Origin of the sequence: Chthonobacter albigriseus (assembly GCF_013839445.1) — a bacterium.
In the GTDB taxonomy this organism is placed as follows: Bacteria; Pseudomonadota; Alphaproteobacteria; order Rhizobiales; family Pleomorphomonadaceae; genus Chthonobacter; species Chthonobacter albigriseus.
The window spans coordinates 1,013,086-1,039,289 of record NZ_JACDIT010000001.1 but is presented as its reverse complement, the minus strand read 5'-3'; the positions used below and the strand labels follow the sequence as shown (position 1 = coordinate 1,039,289).

Sequence of the window (26,204 nt, the reverse complement as noted above, 5' to 3'; positions counted from 1 at the left end):
GGGTCGCTCGTCTCTTCTGGTCTAAGGATGTGGGGGAAGGACGCCGGCTCGGAGGCCGGCGTCCGGATCGTGTCAGTCGCCGAGGGCTTCTTCCAGGAAGGCGTTGAGCTGCGCGAGGTGCTTCGACATCAGGCCGGTCGCGGTCGCGGCCGACGGTGCGCGCCCGGCGTAGCGCGGACGCGTGACCTTGGCCCCGATCTGCTTCAGCACCCACTCCAGGTAGGGCTCGATAAAGGTCCAGCTGCCCATGTTCTTGGGCTCTTCCTGGCACCACACGATGTCCGCCTGCTTGAAGCGGCCGAGCTCGTTCACCAGCGCCTTCGCCGGGAACGGATAGAGCTGCTCCACGCGCAACAGATAGACGTCGTCGACACCGCGCTTCTCGCGCTCCTCGAACAGGTCGAAGTAGACCTTGCCCGAGCAGAGCACCACCCGGCGGATCTTGTCGTCGGCCACCAGCTTGACCGTCGTCGATCCCGGAGCCGACTGCGCATCGTCCCACAGCAAGCGGTGGAACGAGGTGTCCGCGCCCATCTCGTCGAGCCGCGAGACCGCCCGCTTGTGGCGCAGCAACGACTTCGGCGTCATCAGGATCAGCGGCTTGCGGAAGTCGCGCGTCAGCTGCCGGCGCAGGATGTGGAAGTAGTTCGACGGCGTCGTGCAGTTGGCGACCTGCATGTTGTCCTCGGCGCACATCTGCAGGAAGCGCTCCAGACGCGCAGAGGAGTGCTCCGGCCCCTGGCCCTCGTAGCCGTGCGGCAGCAGGCAGACGAGGCCGGACATGCGCAGCCACTTCCGCTCGCCGGCCGAGACGAACTGGTCGAAGATCACCTGCGCGCCATTGGCGAAGTCGCCGAACTGCGCCTCCCACAGCGTCAGCGCGTTCGGCCGGGCCAGCGAATAGCCGTATTCGAAGCCGAGCACCGCCTCTTCCGAGAGCATCGAGTTGATGACCTCGTAGCGCGCCTGCGTCGGCGAAAGGTTGGCGAGCGGGATGTATCGCTCCTCGGTCTCTTGGTCGTAGAGCACCGAATGCCGCTGGCTGAACGTGCCGCGCTCGCAGTCCTGGCCGCTGAGGCGGATCTTGTGACCGCCCATCACCAGGGAGCCGAAGGCCAGCGACTCCGCGGTCGCCCAGTCGATGCCCTCGCCGGTCTCGATCGCCTTCGCCCGCGCGTCGAGGAAGCGCTGGATGGTCCGGTGGACCTTGAAGCCCTCTGGCACTTGCGTCAGCTTGCGGCCGATCTCGCGCAGCGTGTCGATGTTGACGCCCGAGTTGCCGCGGCGCTGCTCGTCGAAGCTATCGGCGACCTTGAGGCCGGCCCAGACGCCGTCCAGCCAGTCCGCCTTGTTCGGCTTGTAGGACTGGCCGATGTCGAACTCCGCGTCCAGCCTGGCGCGCCATTCGTTCTTCCAGCCCTCGACCTCCTCGGCGGTCATCACGCCTTCGCCGACGAGCTTATCGGCATAGATCTGCAGCGTCGTCGGATGGCTGCGGATTGTCTTGTACATCATCGGCTGGGTGAAGCCGGGCTCGTCGCCTTCGTTGTGGCCGAAGCGGCGGTAGCAGATCATGTCCACGACCACTGGCTTGTGGAACTTCTGCCGGAACTCGATAGCGATCTTCGCGGCGAACACCACGGCCTCCGGATCGTCGCCGTTCACATGGAGGATCGGCGCTTCGATCATCTTGGCGACGTCGGACGGGTAGGGCGACGAGCGCGAGAAGTGCGGGTTGGTGGTGAAACCGATCTGGTTGTTGATGATGAAGTGGATCGAGCCTGCGGTCCGATGGCCGCGCAGGCCGGACAGCCCGAAGCATTCGGCCACCACGCCCTGGCCGGCGAAGGCCGCGTCGCCGTGCAGGAGCAGCGGCAGCACCTTGGTGCGCTCGCGCAGCGGGATGACGTCACCTTCCCAGGTGGTCGCCAGCTGGTCCTGCTTGGCGCGCACCTTGCCGAGCACCACCGGGTTGACGATCTCCAGGTGTGACGGGTTGGGCGTCAGGCTGAGATGCACCTTGTTGCCGTCGAACTCCCGGTCCGACGAGGCGCCGAGGTGGTACTTCACGTCGCCCGAGCCTTCCACGTCGTCCGGGGCGAACGAGCCGCCCTTGAACTCGTGGAACAGCGCCCGGTGAGGCTTGCCCAGCACCTGGGTCAGCACGTTGAGACGGCCGCGGTGGGCCATGCCGACCACGATCTCCCGGACGCCGAGATTGCCGCCGCGCTTGATGATCTGTTCCAGCGCCGGGATCAGCGCCTCGCCGCCGTCAAGCCCGAACCGCTTGGTGCCGGTGAACTTGACGTCCAGGAACTTCTCGAACCCTTCCGCTTCGACCAGCTTGTTGAGGATCGCCCGCTTACCCTCTCGGGTGAAGGTGATCTGCTTGTCCGGCCCCTCGATGCGTTCCTGGATCCAGCCCTTCTCCTCGGCGTTGGAGATGTGCATGAACTCCACGCCGATGGTCGAGCAATAGGTGCGCTGCAGGATCTCCAGGATCTGTCGCGGCGTGGCGAATTCCAGGCCGAGCACGTTGTCGATGAAGATCCGGCGGTCCATGTCGGCTTCGGAAAAACCGAACGACGCCGGCTCCAGTTCGGTCGGATCCACTTTCTTGGCGAGGCCGAGCGGATCGAGGTTGGCGTGCAGGTGGCCGCGCATGCGGTAGGCGCGGATCATCATCAGGGCGCGCGTGGAGTCGCGCGTCGCCTGCTGCAGCTGCGCCTCGGTGATGCCGGTGCCCTTCTCGGCCACCTTGTCCTGGATCTTCTTCTCGACCTTCTTGGCGGTCTCGCCCCAGTTGCCGTCCAGCGCGGCGACCAGTTCGCCATTGGGCACGATCGGCCAGTCCGGCCGCTTCCAGGGCGCGCCCTGCGCGTTCGCGTTCACCGCCTCCTTCGCCTCGCCGAGGCCGGCGAAGAACTCCCGCCATTCCGCATCGACGGAAGCCGGATCCTTCTCGTAGGTGGCGTAGAGGTCTTCGATGTAGGCGGCATTGCCGCCGTAGAGGAACGAGGTCAGCGCGAAGGCGTCGTTCTGGTCTTGCCGTGCCATGACCGATCCGGGGTGGGGGACCCCGTCCTTTTCTGATGGGTGCCGCGGGGGTTCTTGGTGCGTGCGAGCCCGATGTGGGGTTTGGTCGGCGGGAATGGTACCCCACCGACCCTCTCGGAAACGTTGAAGCCGCTCAGCCCTTGAGGACGTCGACCAGCGTGGTGCCGAGGCGCGCCGGTGACGGCGAGACGCGGATGCCGGCAGCTTCCATGGCCGCGATCTTGTCCTCGGCGCCGCCCTTGCCGCCGGAGATGATCGCACCCGCGTGGCCCATGCGGCGGCCCGGAGGCGCCGTACGGCCTGCGATGAAGCCGACCATCGGCTTCTTGCGCCCGCGCTTGGCCTCGTCGGCCAGGAACTGGGCGGCGTCCTCTTCCGCCGAACCGCCGATCTCGCCGATCATGATGATCGAGTGCGTGTCGGGGTCCGCCAGGAACATCTCCAGCACGTCGATGAACTCGGTGCCCTTCACCGGGTCGCCGCCGATGCCGACCGCCGAGGTCTGGCCGAGCCCGACCTGGCTGGTCTGGAACACCGCCTCATAGGTCAGCGTTCCCGACCGCGACACGATCCCGACGTTGCCCTTGCGGAAGATGTTCGCCGGCATGATGCCGATCTTGGACTCGCCCGCCGTCACGATGCCCGGGCAGTTCGGTCCGATCAGCCGGGTCTTGGAGCCGCTGAGCGCGCGCTTCACCCGCACCATGTCGAGCACCGGAATGCCCTCGGTGATGCAGACGACGAGCGGGATCTCCGCCTCGATCGCCTCGCAGATCGAGTCCGCCGCGAACGGCGGCGGCACGTAGACCACCGAGGCATTGGCGCCGGTGGCTTCCTTGGCCTCCAGCACCGTGTCAAACACCGGCAGTTCCTCGCCGGTGGCCGCCGTCCACTTTGAGCCGCCCTTGCCCGGCGTTACGCCGCCGACCATCTTGGTGCCGTAGGCGAGGCCCTGTTCCGTATGGAACGTGCCCGTCTTGCCGGTGATGCCCTGGGTCAGGACCTTGGTGTCTTTGTTGATCAGGACGGACATCAGCGCACTCCCCGCACCGCGTTGACGATCTTCTGCGCTGCGTCGTCGAGATCGTCGGCGGCGAGCACGTTGAGGCCGGATTCGGCGATGATCTGCTTGCCGAGTTCCACGTTGGTGCCTTCCAGGCGCACCACCAGGGGCACCTGCAGGCCGACCGCCTTCACCGCCGCGAGCACGCCGCGCGCAATGACGTCGCACTTCATGATGCCGCCGAAGATGTTGACCAGGATGCCCTTCACCTGCGGATCCGCGGTGATGATCTTGAACGCCGCCGTGACCTTCTCCTCCGAGGCGCCGCCACCGACGTCCAGGAAGTTGGCCGGCTCCTCGCCGTAGAGCTTGATGATGTCGAGCGTTGCCATGGCTAGGCCCGCGCCGTTCACCATGCAGCCGATCGTTCCGTCGAGAGCGATATAGGCGAGGTCGTACTTCGACGCCTCGATCTCCTTCTCGTCCTCTTCGGTGATATCGCGCAGTTCCACGATCTCCGGGTGCCGGTAGAGCGAGTTGCTGTCGAAGCTCACCTTGCCGTCGAGGGCGACGATGTTGCCCTCGGGCGTGACGATCAGCGGGTTGACCTCCAGCATCGCCATGTCGGTGCCGACGAAGGCGTTGTAGAGCTTCTCCGCCACCGGGCCGATCTGCTTGGCGGCGTTGCCGGAAAGCTTCAGCGCCTTGGCGAGCGTGCGGCCGTGGTGCGGCATGAAGCCGGTTGCCGGGTCGATCGAGAAGGTGACGATCTTCTCCGGCGTGTCGTGGGCGACCTGCTCGATGTCCATGCCGCCCTCGGTCGAGGCCACGAAGGCCACGCGCGAGGTGACGCGGTCGACGAGGATGGAGAGGTAGAGCTCCTTCTCGATGTCCGACCCGCTCTCGATGTACATCCGGTTGACCTGCTTGCCCGCGGGCCCGGTCTGGATCGTCACCAGCGTCTTGCCGAACATCTGCCGGACGAAGGCCGCGGCCTCCTCGGCGGACTTGGCGAGGCGAACGCCGCCCTTCTCGCCTGCGTCGGCTTCCTTGAACTTGCCCTTGCCGCGTCCGCCGGCATGGATCTGGCTCTTCACCACCCAGAGCGGGCCGGGCAGCGCCTTGGCCGCGGTCTCCGCCTCGTCGACGGAGAGCACCGGAACGCCCGGATTCACCGGCACGCCATACTGCTTGAAGATGGCTTTCGCCTGATATTCGTGGATGTTCATCCGAACGTCCTCATGAGGGATTGGGGACGGGAGGGGAGGTCCCGTCCGGCCCCCCGGGACCGGTCGGGACGGATGGGGTCACTTGAGTGCCGGAGCGATGCCCTTGCAGGCTTCCACCAGGCCCTTGACGGCGCCGACTGACTTCTCGAACTGCGCCTTCTCGTCGCCCACGAGATCGATCTCGATGATGCGCTCCACGCCGCTCGCGCCGATCACCACCGGCACGCCGACATACATGTCGCTGACGCCGTACTGACCGGAGAGATGGGCGGCTACCGGCAGCACGCGCTTCTTGTCCTTGAGGTAGCTTTCCGCCATCGCGATCGCCGAGGCGGCGGGCGCGTAGAAGGCCGAACCGGTCTTCAGGAGGGCGACGATCTCCGCGCCGCCGTCACGGGTGCGCTGGACGATCTGGTCGAGCTTTTCCTGGCTGGTCCAGCCCATCTTGACGAGGTCCGGCAGCGGGATGCCGGCAACCGTGGAATAGCGGGTCAGCGGCACCATCGTGTCGCCGTGGCCACCGAGCACGAAGGCCGTCACGTCCTCGACGGAGACCTTGAATTCGTCGGCGAGGAAATAGCGAAAGCGCGCCGAATCGAGCACGCCGGCCATGCCGACGACCTTGTTCTTCGGCAGACCCGAAAACTTCTGCAGCGCCCAGACCATCGCGTCGAGCGGATTGGTGATGCAGATGACGAAGGCGTTCGGCGCGTATTTGGCGATGCCTGCGCCCACCTGTTCCATCACGCCGAGGTTGATGCCGAGGAGATCGTCGCGGCTCATGCCCGGCTTGCGCGGCACGCCGGCGGTGACGATGACCACGTCGGCGCCCTCGATGGCGTCGTAGGTCTGGGTCCCCGACAGCCTGGAGTCGAAGCCGTCGACCGGCGAGCTCTCGGCCAGATCCAGGGCCTTGCCCTGGGGTACGCCCTCGGCGATGTCGAAGAGGACCACGTCCCCGAGTTCCTTGAGGCCGACCAGATGGGCCAGCGTGCCCCCGATCTGTCCCGCTCCGACGAGAGCAATCTTGTTCCGCGCCATCGTTCCTGAGCCTTCCGTTTACGTAAGGGTCAACTCGACCTACTTCAGCCAGGAAGGCTGTAACCCGGTTGTTGCTGCGGTGCAAGCACGACGAAAGAAGGCAACACAAGAAAATCGACGCGCTCATCTTCAACTCTTGTCGAGTATCGCGCGCGCCGGTGACGTGTCGGCTCGGCCGCTTCGGTTCCGCTCGGGGAAGCGTCCGTCGGCGGTTGGGAACCCCTTGCGCCGGACCGCGGCGCCGGGGCTTGATGCAGACAAAGAGGAGACCGACCGATGACCGTCGAACACTGGCTCGCATTTACGCTGGCGTCGTCCGTGCTGCTCGCCATTCCCGGGCCGACCATCCTGCTCGTCATCTCCTACGCGCTCGGCCACGGACGGAAATCGGCCTCGGCCACCGTAGCAGGCGTAGCCCTCGGCGACTTCACCGCGATGACGGCCTCGATGCTGGGACTTGGAGCATTGTTGGCCGCGTCGGCGACCCTCTTCACGGTGCTGAAGTGGATCGGCGCGGCCTATCTCGTGTATCTCGGCCTCAAGCTCTGGCGGGCGCCTGTCGGCGACCTCGAAGGAGCAGCGGAAAGGGAGGCGCGGCCGCGCGCGATCTTTCTGCACGCCTATGCGGTCACCGCGCTCAACCCGAAGAGCATCGTCTTCTTCGTGGCGTTCCTGCCCCAGTTCCTTGATACGTCACGTCCGCTCGCACCGCAGATGATGATCTTCGAGGCCACATTCCTGGTGCTCGCGACGATCAACGCGTTTGCCTACGCCATGCTGGCGTCGGCGGCGCGCCGAACCATCCGCCGCCGGTCGGTCCAGCGCGCGGTGAACCGGATTGGCGGGTCGCTGTTGATCGGAGCCGGCGCGTTGACCGCGGCCTGGCGCTCGGCCTGATCAAGGATGGTCGGAGCGCGCCGACCGCCGCGGCTCCGCCAGATACTCCTCCGAGCGCATCTCCGTGAGCCGGGAAACGGTGCGATCGAACTCGAACGCCTCCGCCCCGTGGCTGGCGTGGTAGAGCGCGTCGGGTTCGGCCGCCGCCGAGATCACCAGCTTGATGCCCTCGTCGTAGAAGGTGTCCACCAGCGTGATGAAGCGCTTGGCCTCGTTGCGGCGCTCATGGCTCATCGTCGGAACGTCCTCGATGAACACCGTCGCGAAGGCCGCGGCGATCGCCTGGTAGTCGACAGCCCCGAGCGGCTTGTCGCAGAGGTCGGCAAAGGAGAAACGCGCGGCGCCGTCGAAGGCGAACGGCACCTCCAGCTTGCGGCCCTTCACCGACAAGACGCGCTTCTGGCCGGCATGGCCGCCCGTCACCCGCTCCCAGAGCCGGTCCATCTCGGCTTTCACCGCATCCGGCGCACCGGTGTGGTAGACGTCCGCCCGGTCCAGCTTCTCCATCCGGTAGTCGGTTTCAGCATCCAGCCGGATCACGTCGGTCCGCTGCTTCAGGAGCGTGATGAACGGCAGGAAGTGGCCCCGGTTGATCCCGTCGTAGTAGAGCCGGTCAGGTTCCACGTTCGAGGTCGCGACCAGCACGACGCCCCGCTCGAACAGCTTGGAGAACAGCCGCCCGAGGATCATCGCATCCGCGATGTCCGTCACGGAGAACTCGTCGAAGCAGAGCAGGCGCACTTCACTGGCGAGGCTCTCGGCCACGATCTCCACGGGGTCGCGGTCGGTTCCGCTCGCCAGTTGCTTGCGCGCCGCGAACACCCGCTCGTGCACGTCCGCCATGAACACGTGGAAATGCTGCCGTCGTTTCTTCTCCGCCGGAACCAGAGAGAAGAAGAGGTCCATCAGCATCGTCTTGCCGCGGCCGACGCTGCCCCAGATGTAGAGGCCCTTCGGCCCGTCCGCCGCGGGGGCCTTTTTGCCGAACAGCCAGCCGAGCGCGCTCTTCTTGGAGGCGAGCCGCTCCTCGCCGAGCCGCTGATAGAGGCGGTCGAGCGCCGCAGCGACGCTGCGCTGCGCCGCGTCGGGCGAGATCTCGCCCGACGCGGCCAGCCGATCGTAGGCTGCGACCACGCCTGCCGCCAGGTCGTCCGGGCCGTAGCTGTCGGGTCTGTCGTTGAGGTGGGACGTCAATCCGATCCGCCGTCGGGGAAGGTCGATCCGGGCTTAAGCCTCTTCGCGCTTTGGCGAGAAGGTGCCCGGATCGCCGCTCATCTGCAACCCGGCCGATGGTCGCTGGGCTTCGCGTGGATCAGCGGAAGAACTGCACGCCGCGCTTGCTGACTTCCGTCTGTCCGGAGAACCGGGTGGCCGCCGTTGCCGAAAGCCGGGCGACCGGCGAGCCGGACGCATCCTTCAGCACCACGTCGTTGCCGGCGAGGTCCCAAGCGCCGACCGACTTCAGTTCGTCGGAAGCGCAGCCGCGGGTGTTCGCGCGGAAGCCGCCGGACCACGTCGTCAGGCTCATGAACAGCTGGCAGCTCTCGCCGCTGGAGGCGAGCGTCCAGCCGCCGGAAAGATCGCCCTTGCGCACTTCCTTCGGCGCGGCGGCGACCGGCGCGGCAGCGCCCGGAACCGCCGGCGCGTTCGGGTCGGCGATGGCCACGTCCGTGGGTGCGCCCGGAAGGCTGCCCGGCAGGCCGGGAGGCGGCAAAGTCTGGGAGGCGACCGGAGCGACCGGCTGCGGGGCCAGCGGGGCGGGACCGCGCGGCGCCGGGCTCATGCTGTACCCGCCGCAGCCGGCAAGGGTCAGCGCGAGCGCGAGGCTGAGGATCGGGGTCGGTCGCAGGTGCGAGGTCGGGCGCATGGGGATCCTGGGCTCCTGGTCAGCGGGCGCGTGCAAATCAGTGTCGATCGCGTCCATACGCTTTAGAGATGGCCGAATTCGGGATCCGCAAGATCCTACTGCATCGGCCCGCTCCACCTGTGTCGGATTGCATGGACACCGTTGCTCTGGCGCAATACTTCTGGAAGCTCCAACAGCAGCCGAACTCATGACGGTGGCTTCATGCTGGCATTTCTTCTGCGCTCGCTCGGTCTCTTCGTGTTCGCCGCCGCCTTCGTCGCGCTGATCGCCGACGGTGTCCGGTCGCTGGCCGTTGACGGCGTCGTGGTCACCTCCCTTCAGACCACATGGGCTTTCCTGTCCCCCGCCACCCTGCAGCAGGTCGAGACGGTGGCGAAGGGCAGCCTGCCACCCTACATATGGACCGACATGATCGTGCCGGTGCTGGGCCTTCCCGCCTTCGCCGTCGGCGGCGTCCTCGGCATCGTTCTGCTGCTGCTCGGCCGCCGGCGCCCCCGCCACGCTCTCCTCGCCTGACGCTCTGAAAGGCCGCCATGTATCTGCTCAACATGCTCTCCAAGAAGCTCTCCATTCCGAGCCCCGCCGAGGCGCTCCCTGGGCGGGATTTCGAGCTCGAGACGGCCGATCGACACTTCGTCAACGGCAATCCGCTGAAGGGCCCCTATCCCGACGGCTTCGGGATTGCCTATGTCGGCCTCGGCTGTTTCTGGGGCGCCGAGCGCAAGTTCTGGCAGACGCCCGGCGTCTGGGTGACGGCCGTCGGCTACATGGGCGGCCATACGCCGAACGCCACGTACCAGGAAGTCTGCACCGGCCTCACCGGCCACAACGAGGTCGTCAAGGTGGTTTTCGATCCCTCCGTGATCACCTACGAAGGCATCCTGAAAGTCTTCTTCGAGAACCACGACCCCACCCAGGGCATGCGCCAGGGCAACGACACCGGCACCCAGTACCGCTCCGGCATCTACGTGGTGGATGCAGCCCAGAAGGCTGTGGCCGAGCAGGCGAAGGCCCGTTACGGCGAGGCGCTTGGCAAGGCCGGCTACAAGGCGATCACCACCGAGATCCTCGACGCGCCCCCGTTCTACTACGCCGAGACCTATCATCAGCAGTATCTCGCCAAGAACCCGAACGGCTACTGCGGCATCGGCGGCACCGGCGTGTCGTGCCCGCTCCCGACCGGCGTGACGGTCTGATCGGATGGCGCGTCCCCGGCCCCGCATCCTCGTCTTCGCCGGCTCCACCCGGGCCGGCAGCCTGAATGCCAAGCTTGCCGCCCTTGCGGTCAAGGCGATCGCGGCGCGCGATGCCGAGCCCACATGGATCTCGCTGGCCGACTACGCCATGCCGATCTACGACGGTGACTTTGAGGCGGCTTCCGGCGTCCCGGACGGCGCACGCCGCCTCCGCGACCAGATGATCGCCCACCACGGCATCTTCATCGCAACACCGGAATACAACCAGTCCGTCCCGCCGCTCCTGAAGAACGCGATCGACTGGGTGAGCCGTGTCCGGCCCGAGAACGCGAACGCGCCGTCTCCCTTCAAGGGACGCGTGTTTGCGATCGGCTCCGCCTCGCCGGGTCATTTCGCCGGCGTACGGTCTGCACTCCATCTCCGCCAGATCCTGGAACTGCCCCTCGGCGCGACCGTGATCCCGGACCAGATCTCCATCCCCAGCGCCAGCTCGGCCTTCGCCGGCGACGGTGGCTTTGCCGACGACAAGCAGGCCCGCCGCCTGGACGAAGTCGTCAAACGCTTGGTCGACGAAGCCTCGCGCTACGTGGTCTGACGCCCGACGGTACGAACGGCTTGGCGGGCTGGGGAACTCAGTCCCGCCAGTTCCCCTCCCGCCACATCGCGCCAAGCGCCTCGCGGTAAGTCGGGTAGCGATAGGTCATTCCCAACTCGCGCTTCGACTTGCCGTTCGCCACCCGCTTATTCTCGCCGTAGAAGCTGCGCGCCATCGGCGAAAGCGTCGCGGTGTCGAACGCCTGCTCCGGCGGAGGCTCCACGCCCATCAGATCGGCCGCGAAGCTCACCACGTCCTGCGGCGGGGCCGGCTCGTCGTCGGTGATGTTGAACACCCCGCTCGCCCGCCGCAGCAGCGCCTCTTCGATCGCCGCTGCGATGTCGTCCACATGGATCCGGTTGAACACCTGGCCTGGCTTGATCAGGCGCTTGGCGCTGCCCTCGGCGAGGTTCACGAACGCGTTGCGTCCGGGTCCGTAGATGCCGGATAGCCGCAGGATGCTGGTCGCCACGCCCGTGGTTTCACCATAGGCCGTCCACGCCTTTTCGGCTTCGGCCCGTGCCACCGAGCGGGCGCTGGACGGCTTCAGCCGGGTCCGCTCGTCCACCCACGCGCCGCCGTGGTCCCCGTAGACCCCGACCGTAGAGAGATAGCAGACCGCCATCGGCTTGCGTCCGATGGAAAGATCAGCGCCGTGCCGCCTCAGCACGCGGTCGCCGTCGCCGGCCTCCGACGGCGCGATCGAGACGAGCACATGCGTCGCCTGCCGGACGGCGTCGGCGACCCCTGCACCCGGCGCCGACCCGTCGAACAAGTAGGCCTCGATCCCATCGGCCCGCATCAAGTCGGCCTTCTCCGCGGACCGCGTCGTGCCGCCGATCCACGAGAAGCGCGACCTCAGCCGCCGAACGGCCGCTTCCGCCGAATAGCCGTAACCGAACACGAACAACCGCATATAGCCCTCCAGAGGTCGCCGTTTGCATAGCCGAGCCCGCGGCATACATAAAGGCTCGCAACCGGGCCGCATGAGGTCCGAGGGGCGGACCGGGTGCTTCGGGCCCGGGGCCGTCCGCTCAAGGAGCAACGGATGTCCGAACAGAACGCGATGCCGACCTGGCACGGGACGACGATCGTCACCGTGCGCAAGGGCGGCAAGGTCGTCGTCGCTGGCGACGGCCAGGTGAGCCTCGGGGCCACCGTCATCAAGCACACCGCGCGCAAGGTCCGCACGCTTGGCCGTGGCGACGTCATCGCTGGCTTTGCCGGGGCTACCGCCGACGCCTTCACCCTTTTCGAGCGCCTGGAAGCCAAGCTGGAACAGTACCCCGGCCAACTCACCCGCGCCTGCGTCGAACTCGCCAAGGACTGGCGCACCGACCGGTATCTCCGCCGCCTCGAGGCGATGATGATCGTGGCCGACAAGTCCGTCAGCCTCGTTCTCACCGGCACCGGCGATGTCCTTGAACCGGAGCACGGCGTCGCCGCCATCGGCTCCGGAGGCAACTACGCCCTGGCAGCCGCACGCGCCTTGGTCGACACCGACATGGACGCCGAGGCGATCGCCCGGCGCGCCATGAAGATCGCGGCCGAGATCTGCGTCTACACCAACGAGAGCGTCACGCTGGAAAAGCTTGACGGCGCGAACTGATCACCCGAGGCACTGGACCATGACTGACTTTTCCCCCCGGGAGATCGTCTCCGAGCTCGACCGCTACATCGTCGGCCAGAAGGACGCCAAGCGCGCCGTGGCGATCGCCCTGCGCAACCGCTGGCGCCGCCTGCAACTGGAAGGCCAGCTGCGCGAGGAGGTTCTGCCCAAGAACATCCTGATGATCGGCCCGACCGGCGTCGGCAAGACGGAGATCTCCCGCCGCCTCGCCCGCCTCGCGGGCGCGCCCTTCATCAAGGTGGAGGCCACCAAGTTCACCGAAGTCGGCTACGTCGGCCGCGACGTGGAGCAGATCGTCCGCGACCTCCTCGAGGTCGGCATCGGCCTCGTCAAGGAACGCCGCCGCAAGGACGTGCGGGCCAAAGCGCACCTGCAGGCCGAAGAGCGCGTCCTCGACGCCCTCGTTGGCGCATCCTCCAGCCCGGCCACCCGCGACAGCTTCCGCAAGAAGCTGCGCGACGGCCTCCTCGACGACAAGGAGATCGAGATCCAGGTCACGGCCGGCGGCGCAGCGCCGACTTTCGAGATCCCCGGCATGCCCGGCGGCTCCGTCGGCGTGATGAACCTCTCCGACATGATGTCCAAGATGATGGGCGGTCAGAAGAAGGCCCGCCGCGTTCTCGTCAAGGACAGCTACGAGACCCTGATCCAGGAGGAGAGCGACAAGCTCCTCGACCAGGACCAGATCGTCCAGGAGGCCATAACGGCGGTGGAGAACAACGGCATCGTCTTCCTCGACGAGATCGACAAGATCTGCGCCCGCGACGGCCGGGTCGGTGCCGACGTGTCCCGCGAAGGCGTGCAGCGCGACCTGCTGCCCCTGATCGAGGGCACCACTGTGTCCACCAAATACGGGTCGGTGAAGACGGACCACATTCTCTTCATCGCCTCTGGGGCCTTCCACGTGGCGAAGCCCTCCGATCTTCTGCCGGAATTGCAGGGCCGTCTGCCCATCCGCGTCGAGCTCCGCCCGCTGGAGCGCGACGATTTCCGCCGCATCCTCACCGAGCCGGAGGCGAGCCTCATCAAGCAGTACATCGCCCTGATGGCGACCGAGGGTCTTGCGCTCACCTTCACCGACGACGCCATCGAGGAGATCGCCTCCATCGCCGTCGACGTGAACGCGACGGTGGAGAATATCGGGGCCCGCCGCCTGCAGACCGTAATGGAGCGGATCCTCGACGAGATCTCCTTCGACGCGCCGGACCGGTCCGGCCAGTCGGTCACCATCGACGCCGCCTACGTCCGGCGCACCGTCGGCGACCTCGCCAAGAATGCGGATCTCAGCCGCTTCATCCTCTGAAGCGGCGGGCGGAGCGGGCTTGCCGTCCGCTCCGCCCTCTGCCAACCCTAGGACGCCCGGCCGAAGGCGACGAAACCTTCAGGAGCGCGCCGGGGGCGGAAACAGGAAGCAAGATCCGATGGTCACTCTCTCTCCTCAGGAGATCGAGCGCTACGCCCGGCATATCGTGTTGCGGGAAGTGGGCGGTCCCGGCCAGCAGAAGCTCAAGGCCGCGAGAGTCCTCGTGGTGGGCGCTGGAGGGCTGGGCGCACCGGTGATCCAGTATCTGGCCGCCGTCGGTGTTGGCGTCATCGGCATCGTCGACGACGATACCGTTTCGCTCTCAAACCTGCAGCGCCAGGTTATCCACGACACCTCGGCCGTTGGCCGCCTGAAGGTCGAGAGCGCCGCCGAGGCCGTTGCGGACCTCAATCCCCACGTCCAGGTGGACACCTACCCGGTTCGTCTCGGTCCGGAGAACGCGGCCGGCTTCGTCTCCCGCTACGACATCGTGGTCGACGGCTCCGACAACTTCGCCACGCGCTATCTGCTTGCCGATACCTGCGAGACCGAGCGGCGGCCGCTGGTGTCCGCTGCGATCGGCACCTTCGATGGGTCTTTGACGACCTTGCTCCCCTGTACACCGGGAGCCGACGGCAAGCTCAACCCCGGCTACCGCGACCTCTTCCCCGAGCCTCCGCCGGCCGGCATCGTGCCGACCTGCGCCGAGGCCGGCGTGATCGGCGCTCTCCCGGGGATCCTCGGCAGCCTCCAGGCGATGGAGGTCGTCAAGCTCGTCTGCGGTATCGGCGAACCGCTCGTCGGGCGGCTCCTGCTCGTCGACGCCCTCGCGATGCGCTTCGAGACGGTGAAGTACCGCCGCCGCTGACCTCCGCTACCGCTGCAGCAGCGCAAGCCGCAAGCCGAAGCCGATCAGCAGCGAGCCGAACAGCCAACGCTCCGCCTGCTCCACCAGCTTATGCCCGCTCACGAAAGCGCCGATCCGCGCGCCGGCGATGGCAAACGCCACATCGAACGCGGCGCCGGTAAGAACGACAACGGCCCCGAGCAGCCCGAACTGCAGCCCCATCGATCCCACCGAAGGATCGACGAACTGCGGCAGCAGAACCGAGCAGAACAGAAGTGCTTTCGGGTTGAGCAGATTGGTGAGCAGCCCCTTTCGGAAAGCGGCGAGATCGGATCCCGTGAACGCGGCAGGGTCACCGGTTTCCGGCGCAAGGCTCCTCGCCCGGAAGATCGACAGCCCCAGCCAGACCAGATAGGCCGCGCCGATCCAGCGGACGGCCTCGAAAGCCGCGTCGGAGGTGCTGACCAGCGCGGCCAGTCCCGCTCCCGACAGGACGACGTGAAGGCCTCGAGCGATCGCCAGACCTGCGGCCGCCGAAAGTGCGCTGCGACGCCCCTGCGCCGCGGCGGTCTGCAAGACCAGGATCATGTCCGGCCCGGGCACCAGGTAGGCGACCGCAAGCGCGCTGATGAAGAGAGGAAGGTCGGGCATGAAGCACCTCGGCGATCTGACGACAGGACCCAGTCGTACTGCCTGTCGCCCGGGCATGTCCTTGCGAAGTGGATCGCTCGATGGGAAAGTGGCGCAATAGTCTGCCAGTACAGCCCTATGAATGAGGCGGATCCTGCCAATGACCACTTTCGACGAGATCGACAGGAGGATTCTCCGCGCCCTTCAGGACGACGGGCGTCTCTCCAACGTGGAGCTCGCCGACAAGGTCGGCCTGTCCGCCTCACCCTGTCTGCGCCGCGTCCGTCGCCTGGAGGAGGCCGGGGTGATCACCGGCTACCGCGCTTCGCTGGACCGGGCCGCCCTCGGCCTCGGTCTCACCGTCTTCGTCAACGTCAAGGTCGAGCGGCACGACGAGGAGTATGCGACGGCGTTCCGCAACGCACTGCTGGCCCTGCCGGAAGTCATCTCCGCCCACCTCGTGTCCGGAGAGGCCGATTTCCTTCTCCAGGTCGTGCTGCCGGATCTGGCGGCCTACGAGATGTTCCTCGTCAAGACTTTGCTGCGGCTGCCCGGAGTGAAGGACATCCGCAGCAACTTCGCCATCCAGACGGTGAAGGGGGAGGCACTGCTCCCCCTTCACGCCCTCCGGGTATCCGAGCGGGGATCGTGACGCCGCACGCATCAGCGGCGGCGGCCGAGCAGGTCGACCGGCGTAGACGCTCCGCCGAGGATCGCGATCGTCGCGGCGACGCGGACCGCGTCGAGATCGTCGTGCGCCATCCGGCCATCCGACGGATTGCGGAGGGTCGACGCGCCGTTTGTGGAGCGGCGCATTGCCGAACGAATGAAACCACCGATAAACATCGAAATTCTCCATCGTTGAAACGATTCAAGATGGCTGCCTGCCGATAGCCTATCTCCGGCGCCGCATACCAAACTTGAATCGATTCAAAAATAGGTTCGCCCGGAGCCGTCGTCAAGCTGGTTGAACCGATTCAGCTTAGGATGTACAATTTGACTATGGCAAAAACAGTAAAGCTGGCCGACGTCGCCAAGGCTGCAAAGGTCAGCCAGGGAACGGTATCGAACGTCTTCAACCGCCCTGACATGGTCTCCCCGGAGATGCGCGAGCGAGTCATGGCGGCAGCGGATTCGCTCGGCTACCGTGGCCCGGATCCGCGCGGGCGTCTGCTCCGGGCCGGCCGCGTCAACGCCATCGGGGTCGTGACCTCCGACTACCTCCGGAACTTCTTCGAGAACGGCTACACCCGTCGTTTCCTGGCCGGGATCGCCGAGGAATGCGAACGCCACGGCGCCGGCCTCTCCCTCGTCTCGGCGCAGAACGACGAGATTGCGGACTGGAACATACGGACGGCGGTCGTCGACGGCTTCATCCTCAACTGCGTCGTCGAAGGCAGCCGGCTCGTCGATCTCGCCGCAAGGCGCGGTTTGCCCTTCGTGGCCGTGGAATTCCCGCCGGAAAGCGGTTTCAACGTCGTCGCCGCCGACGACGACCAGGGCGGGCGGCTTGCCGCGTCCCATCTCATCGGTCTGGGTCACCGCAGGATCGGTATCCTGTCGCTGGAATTCGACGACAGCGACAAGACGGGTATTGTCTCCGAGGAGCGGGCCGCACAGGCCCGTTATTCGCCGACCCGAAAGCGTCTGCATGGCTACCGCGAGACGTTCGCGGGGGCAGGCCTCGATCCGCGATCCATCCCCATCTACGAGACCTTCAACGACCGGGAAACCGTTGAGGCCGGTGTCGACGCCGTGCTGGAGGCTGTTCCCGGCCTTACCGCGTTCCTCTGCATGTCGGACGTGATCGCGATCGCGGCGGTTCATCACCTCCAGGCCCGTGGCCTGCGGGTCCCCGAGGATGTCTCCGTGATCGGCTTCGACGACATCGATGACGCAGCTTCGCTCGACCCGCCGTTGACAACCATTCGTCAGGATATCGAGGAGAAGGGCAGGGTGGCTATGCGCAAGATCCTGGGGGCGTCCGAAGGAGAGCCGGTTTCCTCGGTCATCCTCCCGGTCGATCTGGTCGTCCGCCGGTCCACCGGTCCGGCGCGTGAACCCTGAAGCCGTCCGCGACTGCCCGTCAGAGCATGCTCGGCAGAACGCGGTCGGGGGGCCTGTGCCCGTCCATGAAGGTCTTGATGTTGATGATGACTTTCTCGCCCATGTCGACGCGGCCCTCGATCGTCGCCGAGCCCATGTGCGGCAGCAGCAGCACGCGATCGGACTTCACCAGCTTCGGGTTCACCGCCGGCTCGTGCTCGAACACGTCGAGACCGGCGCCGGCCAGTTCGCCCGCTTCCAGCATCCGGGCGAGGGCGTTCTCGTCCACCACCTCGCCGCGCGCGGTGTTGACCAGGTAGGCCTCCTTCTTCATCAGCTTCAGTCGGCGGGCCGACAGCAGATGGTAGGTGCCTGGCGTATGCGGACAGTGGATCGACACCACGTCCATCCGGGCGAGCATCTGGTCCAGGCTCTCCCAGTAGGTCGCCTCCAGCTTGTCCTCGATGGACGAGGCCAGTCGGCGACGGTTGTGGTAGTGGATCGACATGCCGAAGGCGAGCGCCCGCTTGGCGACGGCCTGACCGATCCGGCCCATCCCGATGATGCCGAGGCGCTTGCCCCAGATCCGGTGGCCCAGCATCCAGGTCGGCGACCATCCGTGCCATTCACCCGTTTCGATCACCTTGATGCCCTGCGCCATGCGGCGGGGCACGGCGAGAATCAGGGCCATGGTCATGTCGGCGGTGTCTTCGGTGAGCACGCCCGGCGTGTTCGTCACCGTGATGCCGCGCTGCGTGGCACTTTCCACGTCGATGTTGTCGACGCCGTTGCCGAAGTTGGCGATCAGCTTGAGGTTCGGCCCGGCCTGGCTCAGCACGCCGGCGTCGATCCGGTCGGTCACCGTCGGCACCAGCACGTCGGCGGTCCGAACCGCCTCCACCAGTTCGGCCTGGGTGCAGGGTCGATCCTCATGGTTGAGGCGGGTTTCGAACAGCTCCCGCATGCGCGTCTCGACCACGTCGGGGAGCTTGCGCGTCACCACCACCAAGGGCTTTTTGCGGGCCATCGTCCCAACCACCTCTCGCCACTTATCCACCGCCGGGCCTCGCCATGGCACACAGCGTTGAGAACTCCTTAACCGCGGCTGCGGACAGTGCTATTGACGCCGCCGGCCGTCCGCGAACCCGAGTTTCTTCCTAGCAGATGGCTTGCCGTTTACAAACACGCCAAAAGGGGATGGTCTCCCGGCGGATCGCCGCAACCATGCCGCCGGCCGGTTCCACGCCAACCGTCAAGGGTCGATGAAAACGCCTTCCGCAGTCCTGTCGCGTCGCCTGTCGCTGGCCAGCCTGGGTTTCGCTCTTCTCCTGGCAGCCGTTCTGCTGGCCCTGCCCGTCCACGCCCAGGGCGTGAAGACAGGCCAGTCGGGCCTGCCGGTCCCCCGCTTCGTCAGCCTCAAGTCCGACGCGGTGAACGTCCGCCGTGGGCCGAGCCGCGAGCACGACATCGTCTGGCGCTATGTGCGGGCCGGGCTTCCCGTCGAGGTGACGCAGGAATTCGACAACTGGCGCCGGATCCGCGATTTTGAGGGCGCCGAGGGATGGGTCTTCCACAGCTTGCTGTCGGGCACCCGCACCGCGCTGGTGGCTCCGTGGGACAAGTCGGACGCCCCGATCGCCCTCTACGCCGATGCCGATCGGTCTGCGCGGATCACCGCCAAGGTCGAGCCTGGCGTTCAGGCTGTTGTCGAGGAATGCAACGGCCTGTGGTGCCAGCTGAAGGGTGTCGGTTTTTCCGGATGGATCGAGCAGCCGTCGCTATGGGGCGTCTACCCCGACGAGGTCTTCGACTGAGGGCACTGCTTCGGTATCAGCCCCGGGGACGGACCCGGACAACCACGTCGACCCGCACGATCTCCATGCCTTCGGGCGCATCCGGCAGACTGGCGATCGAGATCCCGCTGCCGGGGATGTCGTAGACGGCGTTCTCGCCCTCCACGAAGAAGTGGTGGTGGTCGTCGACGTTGGTGTCGAAGTAGGTCTTGGTCCCGTCGATCGCCACTTCGCGAAGCAGGCCCGCCTCGGTGAATTGGTGCAGCGTGTTGTAGATCGTGGCGAGCGACACCGGTACGCGTGCCGCCGCCGCCTCCTCGTGCAACTGCTCGGCGCTGACATGCCGGTGCCCGCGTGCGAACAGGATCTCGCCGAGCGCGACGCGCTGGCGGGTGGGGCGCAGCCCGGAATCGCGAAGCATGCCCCGCACGGATCCCCGGATCGGCCCGGCCTCCCGACCACGGTGGGCACGGGCGGCATGGGAGTCCGCCTCCGAAGGGCTGCGGGTGATGGCGACGGAGGTCTGGATCGGCGTCGGCTTCAAGTCGCGGAACCGTTTCTGATGCGGTCGGTTCGGACGCAGCGCGACCAACCGAACAAGACGGGGCGGCCCGTCTCTTGAAAGGCAGGCCGCCAGGGATCTTGGAGATAATAGGGTTCCGGTGCGGCCTAGGCAAGTTCGCCATCCGCAACGGCTGTCGAGAGCCTGCCGAATCCCCCCAAAAGGGGGCTGGAGGCAGGCTTTCGATGCGGGAACGACTGTGTTAGGACTGCACGCAAATTCCGTTGGGGCAGGCGCTGGCCTGTTTCAAACGGCCAAGGAAGAGGATCGCATAAGGGCATGGACGGTCGTCAGACGAGCTTCGAATATGAGGACCTACTCGCCTGTGGTCGGGGCGAGCTGTTCGGTCAGGGCAATGCTCAGCTCCCGCTGCCCCCGATGCTCATGTTCGACCGCATCTCCGAGATCTCGGAGGAAGGTGGCGAGTACGGTAAGGGCCTGATCCGCGCCACGCTCCGGATCAGCCCGGACCTCTGGTTCTTCCCCTGCCACTTCAAGGGCGATCCTGTCATGCCCGGCTGTCTCGGCCTGGACGCGCTGTGGCAGATGCTCGGCTTCTATCTCGGCTGGCTGGGATCGCCCGGCCGCGGTCGGGCGCTCTCTGTGGGCGAGGTGAAGTTCTCCGGCATGGTCACGCCGTCCGTCCGCACGGTCGAGTACGGTGTCGACCTCAAGCGCGTGCTCCGCACCAAGCTCGTCCTCGGCATTGCTGACGGCTGGCTGAAGGCGGATGGAGAGACCATCTACAAGGCAACCGACCTGCGCGTCGGCCTGTTCAAGACCGAGCCGTCGGCCGGCGGCTGACCGCCTCGGCGCTTGGGCATCCGCACCGCTTCCGCGGTAACGTCGAAAAAGAAGCCCGGCGCGGCGCCTTCGCCGGACCGCCGCCTGAGGCTCACCATCGAGGAAAGAGGGTTGTCATGAGACGCGTCGTCGTGACGGGCATGGGCATCGTCTCGTCCATCGGGAACAACACCCAGGAAGTTCTGGCCTCCCTGCGTGAAGCGCGGTCGGGCATCTCCCGCGCCGAACCCTACGCCGAGAAGGGTTTCCGCTGTCAGGTGGAGGGTCGTCCCTCGCTCAACCCCGAGGAGATCGTCGATCGCCGCGCCATGCGCTTCCACGGTGGCGGCACCGCCTGGAACCACGTGGCGATGGATCAGGCGATCCGCGATGCCGGGCTGGAGGAGACCGACATCTCCAACGAGCGCACCGGCATCATCATGGGCTCCGGCGGCCCCTCCACGCGCGTGATCGTGGAATCCGCCGACATCACCCGCGAGAAGGGCCCCAAGCGCGTCGGCCCCTTCGCCGTGCCCAAGGCGATGTCCTCGACCGCGTCCGCCACCCTCGCCACCTGGTTCAAGATCAAGGGCGTCAACTACTCCATCTCGTCCGCCTGCGCGACGTCCAACCATTGCATCGGCAATGCCTACGAGACGATCCAGTGGGGCAAGCAGGATGTCATGTTCGCCGGCGGCTGCGAGGACCTGGACTGGACGCTGTCCGTCCTGTTCGACGCCATGGGCGCCATGTCCTCCAAGTACAACGACCGCCCCGCCACCGCATCGCGCGCCTATGACAAGAACCGCGACGGCTTCGTCATCGCCGGCGGCGCGGGCGTGCTGGTTCTGGAAGAGTTGGAGCACGCCAAGGCGCGCGGCGCCCGCATCTATGGCGAGATCGTCGGCTACGGCGCCACCTCGGACGGCTACGACATGGTCGCCCCCTCCGGCGAAGGCGCGATCCGCTGCATGCGTCAAGCGCTCGCGACCGTTGACGGCAAGATCGACTACATCAACCCGCACGCCACCTCGACGCCCGTCGGCGACGAGAAGGAGATCGAGGCCATCCGCGCGGTGTTCGGCAATGACATCCCGCCGATCTCCGCCACCAAGTCGCTGACCGGCCATTCGCTGGGCGCCACCGGCGTGCAGGAGGCGATCTACTCGCTCCTCATGATGCAGAACGGCTTCATCTGCGAGAGCGCCAACATCGAGGAGATCGACCCGGCCTTCGCCGACATTCCCATCGTGCGCGAGCGGATCGACAACGCCAGGCTGAACACCGTCCTCTCCAACTCCTTCGGCTTCGGCGGAACCAACGCGACGCTGGTCTTCCAGCGCTACGCCGCCTGACGCACGCCACTCCTGTCTAGGGATAAACATTGATGACCGGGCTCCTGGCCGGAAAGCGCGGCCTCATCATGGGCGTCGCCAACGATCACTCCATCGCCTGGGGCATCGCCAAGGCGGCGGCCTCCCATGGTGCCGAACTCGCCTTCACCTACCAGGGAGAGGCTTTCGGCCGGCGCTTGAAGCCGCTCGCCGCCGAGATCGGCGCGACAAAGCTCTATCCCTGCGACGTCGAGGATATCGCGACGGTCGACCAGGTCTTCGACACGCTGAAGGCCGACTGGGGTTCGATCGACTTCCTCGTCCACTCGATCGGCTTTTCCAACAAGGCCGAGCTGAAGGGGCGCTACGCCGACACCACGCGGGAGAACTTCACCCGCACCATGGTGATCTCCTGCTTCTCCTTCACCGAGATCGCCAAGCGTGCGGCAGCCCTGATGCCGCGCGGCGGGTCCATCCTGACGCTCACCTACGGCGGCTCCACCCGCGTCATGCCCAACTACAACGTCATGGGCGTCGCCAAGGCAGCTCTTGAAAGCTCGGTGCGCTATCTCGCCGCCGACTACGGCGAGAGTGGCATTCGGGTCAACGCGATCTCCGCCGGACCGGTCCGCACGCTCGCCGGATCCGGCGTTTCCGATGCCCGCCTGATGTACAACTTCCAGCTCAAGAACGCCCCGCTGAAGCGGTCCGTCACCATCGAGGATGTTGGCGGCGCGGCGCTCTACCTTCTGTCGGACCTCTCCAACGCGGTCACCGGCGAGATCCATTTCGTCGACAGCGGCTACAACATCATGTCGATGCCGCGGATCGAGGAACTGAAGACGCAGGAGCGGCGCGAGGTCGCCGAATCCGGTTCGGGCGAAGACTGAACGCCTCACGGGGGCAGCGGCGTTCCATCCGGCGGCACCCGGCAGCCGCTTGCCGCGGTCGAGACCAGGCTTGCCAGGTCCGGGTCGCCGCCCCGCACCGTCCAGAACGATGTGCCGTCGAGTGACGCCGCAACGCAGCTGCAGAAGCCTTGGCAGGCCTCCGGATTGCCGGATTCGCGGGTACACTCCAGACGGCATGCCCCAACGAACTTTGCGCGCTCCACCTCCGGATCGGCGGGCATCAGCATGGCGAAGCCGGCGGTGATCCCGAACAGCAGAGGCTGGTGGACGAGATAGATCAGCAGGCTCCACCGCCCGAGCCAACGCAGGACCCGCCCCGCCGCCGTCTCCCCGCTCCAGAACGGGAGCGGCAGGCTTCCCCTGGCGATCAGCCGACCGGCAGCGACGCCCGCCAGCACGGCAGCCAGCCATGGAAACACCGGCACGAAGTCGTTGGCCGGCGGAACCGTCGCCTGCAGGCCGGTCCAGACCAGCAGAGGATGGTCGAACGCCTCCGACGTCAGATACCGCGGCGCGAGGAGAACCAGAACCGCGACAGCCAGGGTCGCCGCGGTCGGCAGCCGCGGAAAGGGGAGCGCCAGCACGCTGCCGGCGGCGATCATGTGGAGGATCCCGAAGCGCACCCAGGCGTCCGGGAAAAGGGCGTAGGTGGCAAGGCTCACCAGGACCGCACCGGCGGCGATCCTCGCCAGACGCGCCAGAATGCGCCGCCACGACAGCCCTTCCGCCGCCGCCAGCGACAGGCTCACGCCGACCAGCACCAGGAACGACGCCGCGATGCTCATCGCAAAGCCGCGCCAGACCGGGTCACCGACGACGTCCCAGGTCACGAAATGATGGTAGGAGAGGTCCCAGGAGAAATGATAGACGACCATCGCCACCACGGCGATGCCGCGCAGCGCGTCGATCAGCGGGATCCGCGGCACGCGTCGCGGAAGAGGGCGCGAATCGGACAAGGTCGTTCCTCCTGAACCGAGACGGTGTGCGGGACTTCGGGCGGCGAGGCAACCGCTCGCGCCCCGGCCGGCAGCAAGAGGGGACCATGAAGACTGCCGAACCGTTGTTCGAGTTCGAAACCGGCGGGCTCTCAGCCCGGGCCATACCGGCCCGCGGGTCTAGCGTGCTGGCCGTCGTCTTCTCCCAGGTTCGCGTACCTCGCGGCTCGTTCGGTCTCTCCCGCCTGTTCGCGCGCACGGCCCACGCCTGCCTCTTCCTGAACCAGCCGGACAACGCCTGGTATCGCGGCGCGGAAAAGGCGGTCGACGACGCGATCGCCCGCGCCGCCGACTTGTGCCGGCCGGATCGGATCGTTCTCTACGGCAGTTCGATGGGCGGTTGGGGCGCGCTGTCCGCCGCCGCCCGCCACCCCGGCGCCGACGCCGTCGTCTTCGCCCCGGACTTCCGGATCGGCGAGCCGGGCAGCCGTTCCGCCGAAGCCGGTCTGCGCCCCGAAGCAGCCGACCCGGATCTTGCCGCCCTTCTCGCCGTCCCGCGCACCGGGACGGTGGACATACTAATCGGCCTGTTCGATCCCTACGACGCCGGTGTTGCGGTGCGGGTCGCCGCCCTGCCGCTCCCCCGATCTGTCCGTCTCGTCACCGCTGCCAGCGCCCACGAAATCCACGACCACCTCTATTCCGTGAACGTCGTCCGCCGGATCATCTCCACCTTCACACGCGACCCGGCGGTCGAGGTCGCCGCGCGCGGCCTTGCGCTGCCGCTGGACAACTCGCCCGCCTACGCCGCCTTCGCCCGCCTGGCGGGCGAACTCGCCGCCGGCCGACCGCCCGACCCAGATGCCATCGACGCGCTCGGCCTGTCCGGCAACCCCGGCGTCGCCCTCCTCAAGGCCGAAGCGCTCGCCGCCGGAGGCCATGTTCGGGAAGCACTGGATCTGTTGGCGGCCCTGGATGTCGGCATCGAGGCAAGCACGGTTCTTTCGACCCTCCCGAAACGCTATCGCAAGCAGGTGCCCCGGCGCCGGATCGAATGGCTCGACGGCCTCGGCCGGCATGCCGAGGCGCAGAAGGTGGCCACCACCGCCGGTGCCGTCTTTCCGAACGATCAGGACTTTGCCGCCCGCGCACGGAACTGACTTGCATCGATGGAACGAATGCGGAACAATCCTCGCCCCGAGGAGCCGCATCATGACCGACGCCATCGCCATCGCCGTCCGCACCATCGAGGCCGTCATCGTCGACGGACGGCAGTCGGAGAATGCCCGGATGGTCCAGCGCGGCGTCGGCCGCATGCTCGTCGGCCTCGGTTTCTCCGTTCTCACCGAACTGCCGCTCGCCTCCGGCCGGCGGGCGGATGTGACGGCACTCTCACCAGCCGGCGAGGTGTGGATCGTCGAGATCAAGTCGTCGATCGAGGATTTCCGGGCGGACCGCAAGTGGCCGGACTACCGCCTTCACTGCGACCGGCTTTTCTTCGCCACCCATGCGGACGTGCCGCTGGAGATCTTCCCGGAGGAGGCAGGACTCATCCTCGCCGACGGCTTTGGGGCCGCCATCCTGCGCGACGCCACTGAGCACCGCCTCGCCCCCGCGACCCGCAAGGCGATGACGCTGCGCTTCGCCCACGTCGCCGCTCGGCGCTTCCACCAGCTCCTCGACCCCGGCGTCCAGGAGGTCGGTGGCTTCTAGGCAGCTGTGCAGGACGCAGGCGTCTCTCTGCTACTGCCTACTATTCTTCCTCGCCGAACCGGTTCCCCACCAGCGCCGTGATCGCGTCCATCGCCTCGCTCGCCTGCGGTCCGTCTGCCGTCACGTGGATCGACGACCCGATCCCCGCCGCCAGCATCATGAGGCCCATGATCGACGTGCCGGACACGGTGTGCCCGTCCTTTGTCACCGTCACGTCGGCGTCGAAACCCTCGACGCACTGGACGAACTTCGCGGAGGCCCGCGCGTGGAGCCCCTTCCGGTTGATGATGCTGATGTCCCGGGCCAGGAGGGCGGCGGGCGCTTCGTCGGTGTCGCTCATTGTCCGGACAGCACTTGGCTCGCGACGCTGATGTACTTGCGCCCGGCGTCGCGCGCGTCCGTCACGGCGTCGGTGAGAGGTTTGTCGCCACGCACGCTGGCAAGCTTGATCAGCATGGGAAGGTTCACGCCCGCGATGACCTCCACGTTGCCGTGGTCCATCACCGAGATCGCCAGGTTGGACGGCGTGCCGCCGAACATGTCGGTCAGCAGCACCACGCCTTCGCCGTCCTGGACGCGGTCGACCGCTTCCAGAATGTCGCGGCGGCGCTGCTCCATGTCGTCGTCCGGGCCGATGCAGATGGTCTCGAGCCGCGTCTGGGGGCCGACGACATGCTCGAGCGCGGATCGGAACTCGTCCGCGAGACGCCCGTGGGTCACGAGAACCAAGCCGATCATACGCGCTGCCGTCCCCCAAGCCGTCGGGCGGATGTGAACGAATCCGGGCCCGTCGAGGTCGCCCCGGCCAGGGGGCCGGAACGGGAGCACCATC

28 protein-coding genes are annotated in these 26,204 nt (G+C 66.9%); 15 read left to right on the top strand and 13 right to left on the bottom strand.

The annotated features are described in order from the left end of the window. Positions 1–72: 72 nt before the first annotated feature. The 4 genes from HZ321_RS04640 to mdh all read right to left on the bottom strand — a co-directional run bounded on the left by HZ321_RS04640 (position 73) and on the right by mdh (position 6,330). A complete protein-coding gene (locus tag HZ321_RS04640) occupies positions 73–3,057 on the bottom strand; it encodes a 2-oxoglutarate dehydrogenase E1 component (protein ID WP_181700672.1) in 2,985 nt (994 codons plus the stop codon). A gap of 133 nt (positions 3,058–3,190) precedes the next feature. Continuing rightward, the gene (sucD, locus tag HZ321_RS04635; RefSeq protein WP_181700670.1) at positions 3,191–4,090 is read right to left on the bottom strand and encodes a succinate--CoA ligase subunit alpha; all 900 of its coding nucleotides are present in this window, start codon (positions 4,088–4,090) and stop codon (positions 3,191–3,193) included. Next, positions 4,090–5,289, bottom strand: coding sequence for an ADP-forming succinate--CoA ligase subunit beta (sucC, locus tag HZ321_RS04630; protein ID WP_181700668.1), 1,200 nt, complete (start codon positions 5,287–5,289; stop codon positions 4,090–4,092). Before sucC ends, sucD begins: the two co-directional genes overlap by 1 nt. A gap of 78 nt (positions 5,290–5,367) precedes the next feature. Further along, positions 5,368–6,330 (bottom strand): malate dehydrogenase, encoded by a 963-nt coding sequence (gene mdh / locus HZ321_RS04625; protein ID WP_181700665.1) that lies wholly within the window; start codon positions 6,328–6,330, stop codon positions 5,368–5,370. Positions 6,331–6,606: 276 nt separating this feature from the next. On the opposite strand from mdh, the gene HZ321_RS04620 reads away from it, so the two are divergent. Then, positions 6,607–7,227, top strand: coding sequence for a LysE family translocator (locus HZ321_RS04620; protein ID WP_181700663.1), 621 nt, complete (start codon positions 6,607–6,609; stop codon positions 7,225–7,227). Here HZ321_RS04620 and zapE read toward each other — a convergent pair whose 3' ends face one another. Further along, positions 7,228–8,421, bottom strand: coding sequence for a cell division protein ZapE (zapE, locus tag HZ321_RS04615; RefSeq protein ID WP_244635567.1), 1,194 nt, complete (start codon positions 8,419–8,421; stop codon positions 7,228–7,230). A gap of 118 nt (positions 8,422–8,539) precedes the next feature. Then, positions 8,540–9,094 carry a protease inhibitor Inh/omp19 family protein gene (locus tag HZ321_RS04610; protein ID WP_181700660.1) on the bottom strand — a complete coding sequence of 185 codons (555 nt, stop codon included), beginning with the start codon at positions 9,092–9,094 and terminating at the stop codon, positions 8,540–8,542. A 201-nt stretch (positions 9,095–9,295) separates the two neighbouring features. Here HZ321_RS04610 and HZ321_RS04605 point away from each other — a divergent pair, with 201 nt between their 5' ends. From HZ321_RS04605 to HZ321_RS04595, 3 genes are read left to right on the top strand one after another with little or no spacing between them, the layout of a single operon-like run. Next, entirely contained in the window at positions 9,296–9,610 is a 315-nt protein-coding gene (locus tag HZ321_RS04605) for a hypothetical protein (RefSeq protein ID WP_181700657.1), read from the top strand. Positions 9,611–9,627: 17 nt separating this feature from the next. Beyond that, positions 9,628–10,290, top strand: coding sequence for a peptide-methionine (S)-S-oxide reductase MsrA (gene msrA / locus HZ321_RS04600; protein ID WP_181700655.1), 663 nt, complete (start codon positions 9,628–9,630; stop codon positions 10,288–10,290). A gap of 4 nt (positions 10,291–10,294) precedes the next feature. Continuing rightward, positions 10,295–10,885 carry an NADPH-dependent FMN reductase gene (locus tag HZ321_RS04595; RefSeq protein ID WP_181700652.1) on the top strand — a complete coding sequence of 197 codons (591 nt, stop codon included), beginning with the start codon at positions 10,295–10,297 and terminating at the stop codon, positions 10,883–10,885. Between the two features lie 37 nt (positions 10,886–10,922). On the opposite strand, the gene HZ321_RS04590 is transcribed toward HZ321_RS04595, so the two are convergent. Next, on the bottom strand, positions 10,923–11,801 hold the full coding sequence (locus HZ321_RS04590) for an SDR family oxidoreductase (protein ID WP_181700650.1): 879 nt from the start codon (positions 11,799–11,801) through the stop codon (positions 10,923–10,925). A 132-nt stretch (positions 11,802–11,933) separates the two neighbouring features. Here HZ321_RS04590 and hslV point away from each other — a divergent pair, with 132 nt between their 5' ends. From hslV to HZ321_RS04575, 3 genes are all read left to right on the top strand, one after another. After that, positions 11,934–12,494: an ATP-dependent protease subunit HslV gene (gene hslV, locus HZ321_RS04585; RefSeq protein ID WP_280514449.1), complete on the top strand. Its 561-nt coding sequence runs from the start codon at positions 11,934–11,936 to the stop codon at positions 12,492–12,494. A 19-nt stretch (positions 12,495–12,513) separates the two neighbouring features. After that, positions 12,514–13,818, top strand: a complete 1,305-nt coding sequence (hslU, locus tag HZ321_RS04580; protein ID WP_181700648.1) for an ATP-dependent protease ATPase subunit HslU — start codon at positions 12,514–12,516, stop codon at positions 13,816–13,818. 118 nt (positions 13,819–13,936) lie between these two features. After that, the gene (locus HZ321_RS04575) at positions 13,937–14,686 is read left to right on the top strand and encodes a molybdopterin-synthase adenylyltransferase MoeB (protein ID WP_181700646.1); all 750 of its coding nucleotides are present in this window, start codon (positions 13,937–13,939) and stop codon (positions 14,684–14,686) included. 6 nt (positions 14,687–14,692) lie between these two features. On the opposite strand, the gene HZ321_RS04570 is transcribed toward HZ321_RS04575, so the two are convergent. Further along, complete coding sequence (locus tag HZ321_RS04570) at positions 14,693–15,316, bottom strand: LysE family translocator (RefSeq protein WP_181700645.1); 624 nt, start codon at positions 15,314–15,316, stop codon at positions 14,693–14,695. A gap of 139 nt (positions 15,317–15,455) precedes the next feature. Between HZ321_RS04570 and HZ321_RS04565 the strand changes: the two genes are divergently transcribed. Continuing rightward, positions 15,456–15,947, top strand: coding sequence for an Lrp/AsnC family transcriptional regulator (locus HZ321_RS04565; protein WP_181700643.1), 492 nt, complete (start codon positions 15,456–15,458; stop codon positions 15,945–15,947). A gap of 350 nt (positions 15,948–16,297) precedes the next feature. Next, on the top strand, positions 16,298–17,362 hold the full coding sequence (locus HZ321_RS04560; protein WP_244635566.1) for a LacI family DNA-binding transcriptional regulator: 1,065 nt from the start codon (positions 16,298–16,300) through the stop codon (positions 17,360–17,362). A 19-nt stretch (positions 17,363–17,381) separates the two neighbouring features. On the opposite strand, the gene HZ321_RS04555 is transcribed toward HZ321_RS04560, so the two are convergent. After that, positions 17,382–18,368, bottom strand: coding sequence for a 2-hydroxyacid dehydrogenase (locus HZ321_RS04555; protein ID WP_181700640.1), 987 nt, complete (start codon positions 18,366–18,368; stop codon positions 17,382–17,384). 235 nt (positions 18,369–18,603) lie between these two features. Here HZ321_RS04555 and HZ321_RS04550 point away from each other — a divergent pair, with 235 nt between their 5' ends. Then, complete coding sequence (locus HZ321_RS04550) at positions 18,604–19,155, top strand: SH3 domain-containing protein (protein ID WP_181700638.1); 552 nt, start codon at positions 18,604–18,606, stop codon at positions 19,153–19,155. Between the two features lie 16 nt (positions 19,156–19,171). Here HZ321_RS04550 and irrA read toward each other — a convergent pair whose 3' ends face one another. Beyond that, on the bottom strand, positions 19,172–19,555 hold the full coding sequence (gene irrA, locus HZ321_RS04545; protein WP_181700636.1) for an iron response transcriptional regulator IrrA: 384 nt from the start codon (positions 19,553–19,555) through the stop codon (positions 19,172–19,174). Between the two features lie 420 nt (positions 19,556–19,975). Here irrA and fabA point away from each other — a divergent pair, with 420 nt between their 5' ends. The 3 genes from fabA (at position 19,976) to fabI (ending at position 22,703) form a co-directional block, all read left to right on the top strand. Then, on the top strand, positions 19,976–20,500 hold the full coding sequence (gene fabA, locus HZ321_RS04540; RefSeq protein ID WP_181700634.1) for a 3-hydroxyacyl-[acyl-carrier-protein] dehydratase FabA: 525 nt from the start codon (positions 19,976–19,978) through the stop codon (positions 20,498–20,500). A 116-nt stretch (positions 20,501–20,616) separates the two neighbouring features. Then, positions 20,617–21,834, top strand: coding sequence for a beta-ketoacyl-ACP synthase I (gene fabB, locus HZ321_RS04535; RefSeq protein WP_181700632.1), 1,218 nt, complete (start codon positions 20,617–20,619; stop codon positions 21,832–21,834). 32 nt (positions 21,835–21,866) lie between these two features. Then, complete coding sequence (gene fabI / locus HZ321_RS04530) at positions 21,867–22,703, top strand: enoyl-ACP reductase FabI (protein ID WP_181700630.1); 837 nt, start codon at positions 21,867–21,869, stop codon at positions 22,701–22,703. 5 nt (positions 22,704–22,708) lie between these two features. Here the strand turns inward: fabI and HZ321_RS04525 are convergent, their stop codons facing one another. Beyond that, on the bottom strand, positions 22,709–23,680 hold the full coding sequence (locus tag HZ321_RS04525) for a heparan-alpha-glucosaminide N-acetyltransferase (RefSeq protein ID WP_181700629.1): 972 nt from the start codon (positions 23,678–23,680) through the stop codon (positions 22,709–22,711). Between the two features lie 86 nt (positions 23,681–23,766). On the opposite strand from HZ321_RS04525, the gene HZ321_RS04520 reads away from it, so the two are divergent. Then, a complete protein-coding gene (locus HZ321_RS04520; RefSeq protein WP_181700627.1) occupies positions 23,767–24,819 on the top strand; it encodes a hypothetical protein in 1,053 nt (350 codons plus the stop codon). Positions 24,820–24,871: 52 nt separating this feature from the next. Next, complete coding sequence (locus tag HZ321_RS04515; protein WP_181700625.1) at positions 24,872–25,372, top strand: MmcB family DNA repair protein; 501 nt, start codon at positions 24,872–24,874, stop codon at positions 25,370–25,372. A 40-nt stretch (positions 25,373–25,412) separates the two neighbouring features. On the opposite strand, the gene HZ321_RS04510 is transcribed toward HZ321_RS04515, so the two are convergent. Continuing rightward, positions 25,413–25,712, bottom strand: coding sequence for an HPr family phosphocarrier protein (locus tag HZ321_RS04510; RefSeq protein ID WP_181700623.1), 300 nt, complete (start codon positions 25,710–25,712; stop codon positions 25,413–25,415). Beyond that, positions 25,709–26,110 carry a PTS sugar transporter subunit IIA gene (locus HZ321_RS04505; RefSeq protein WP_181700621.1) on the bottom strand — a complete coding sequence of 134 codons (402 nt, stop codon included), beginning with the start codon at positions 26,108–26,110 and terminating at the stop codon, positions 25,709–25,711. Before HZ321_RS04505 ends, HZ321_RS04510 begins: the two co-directional genes overlap by 4 nt. Between the last annotated feature and the right edge of the window lie 94 nt (positions 26,111–26,204).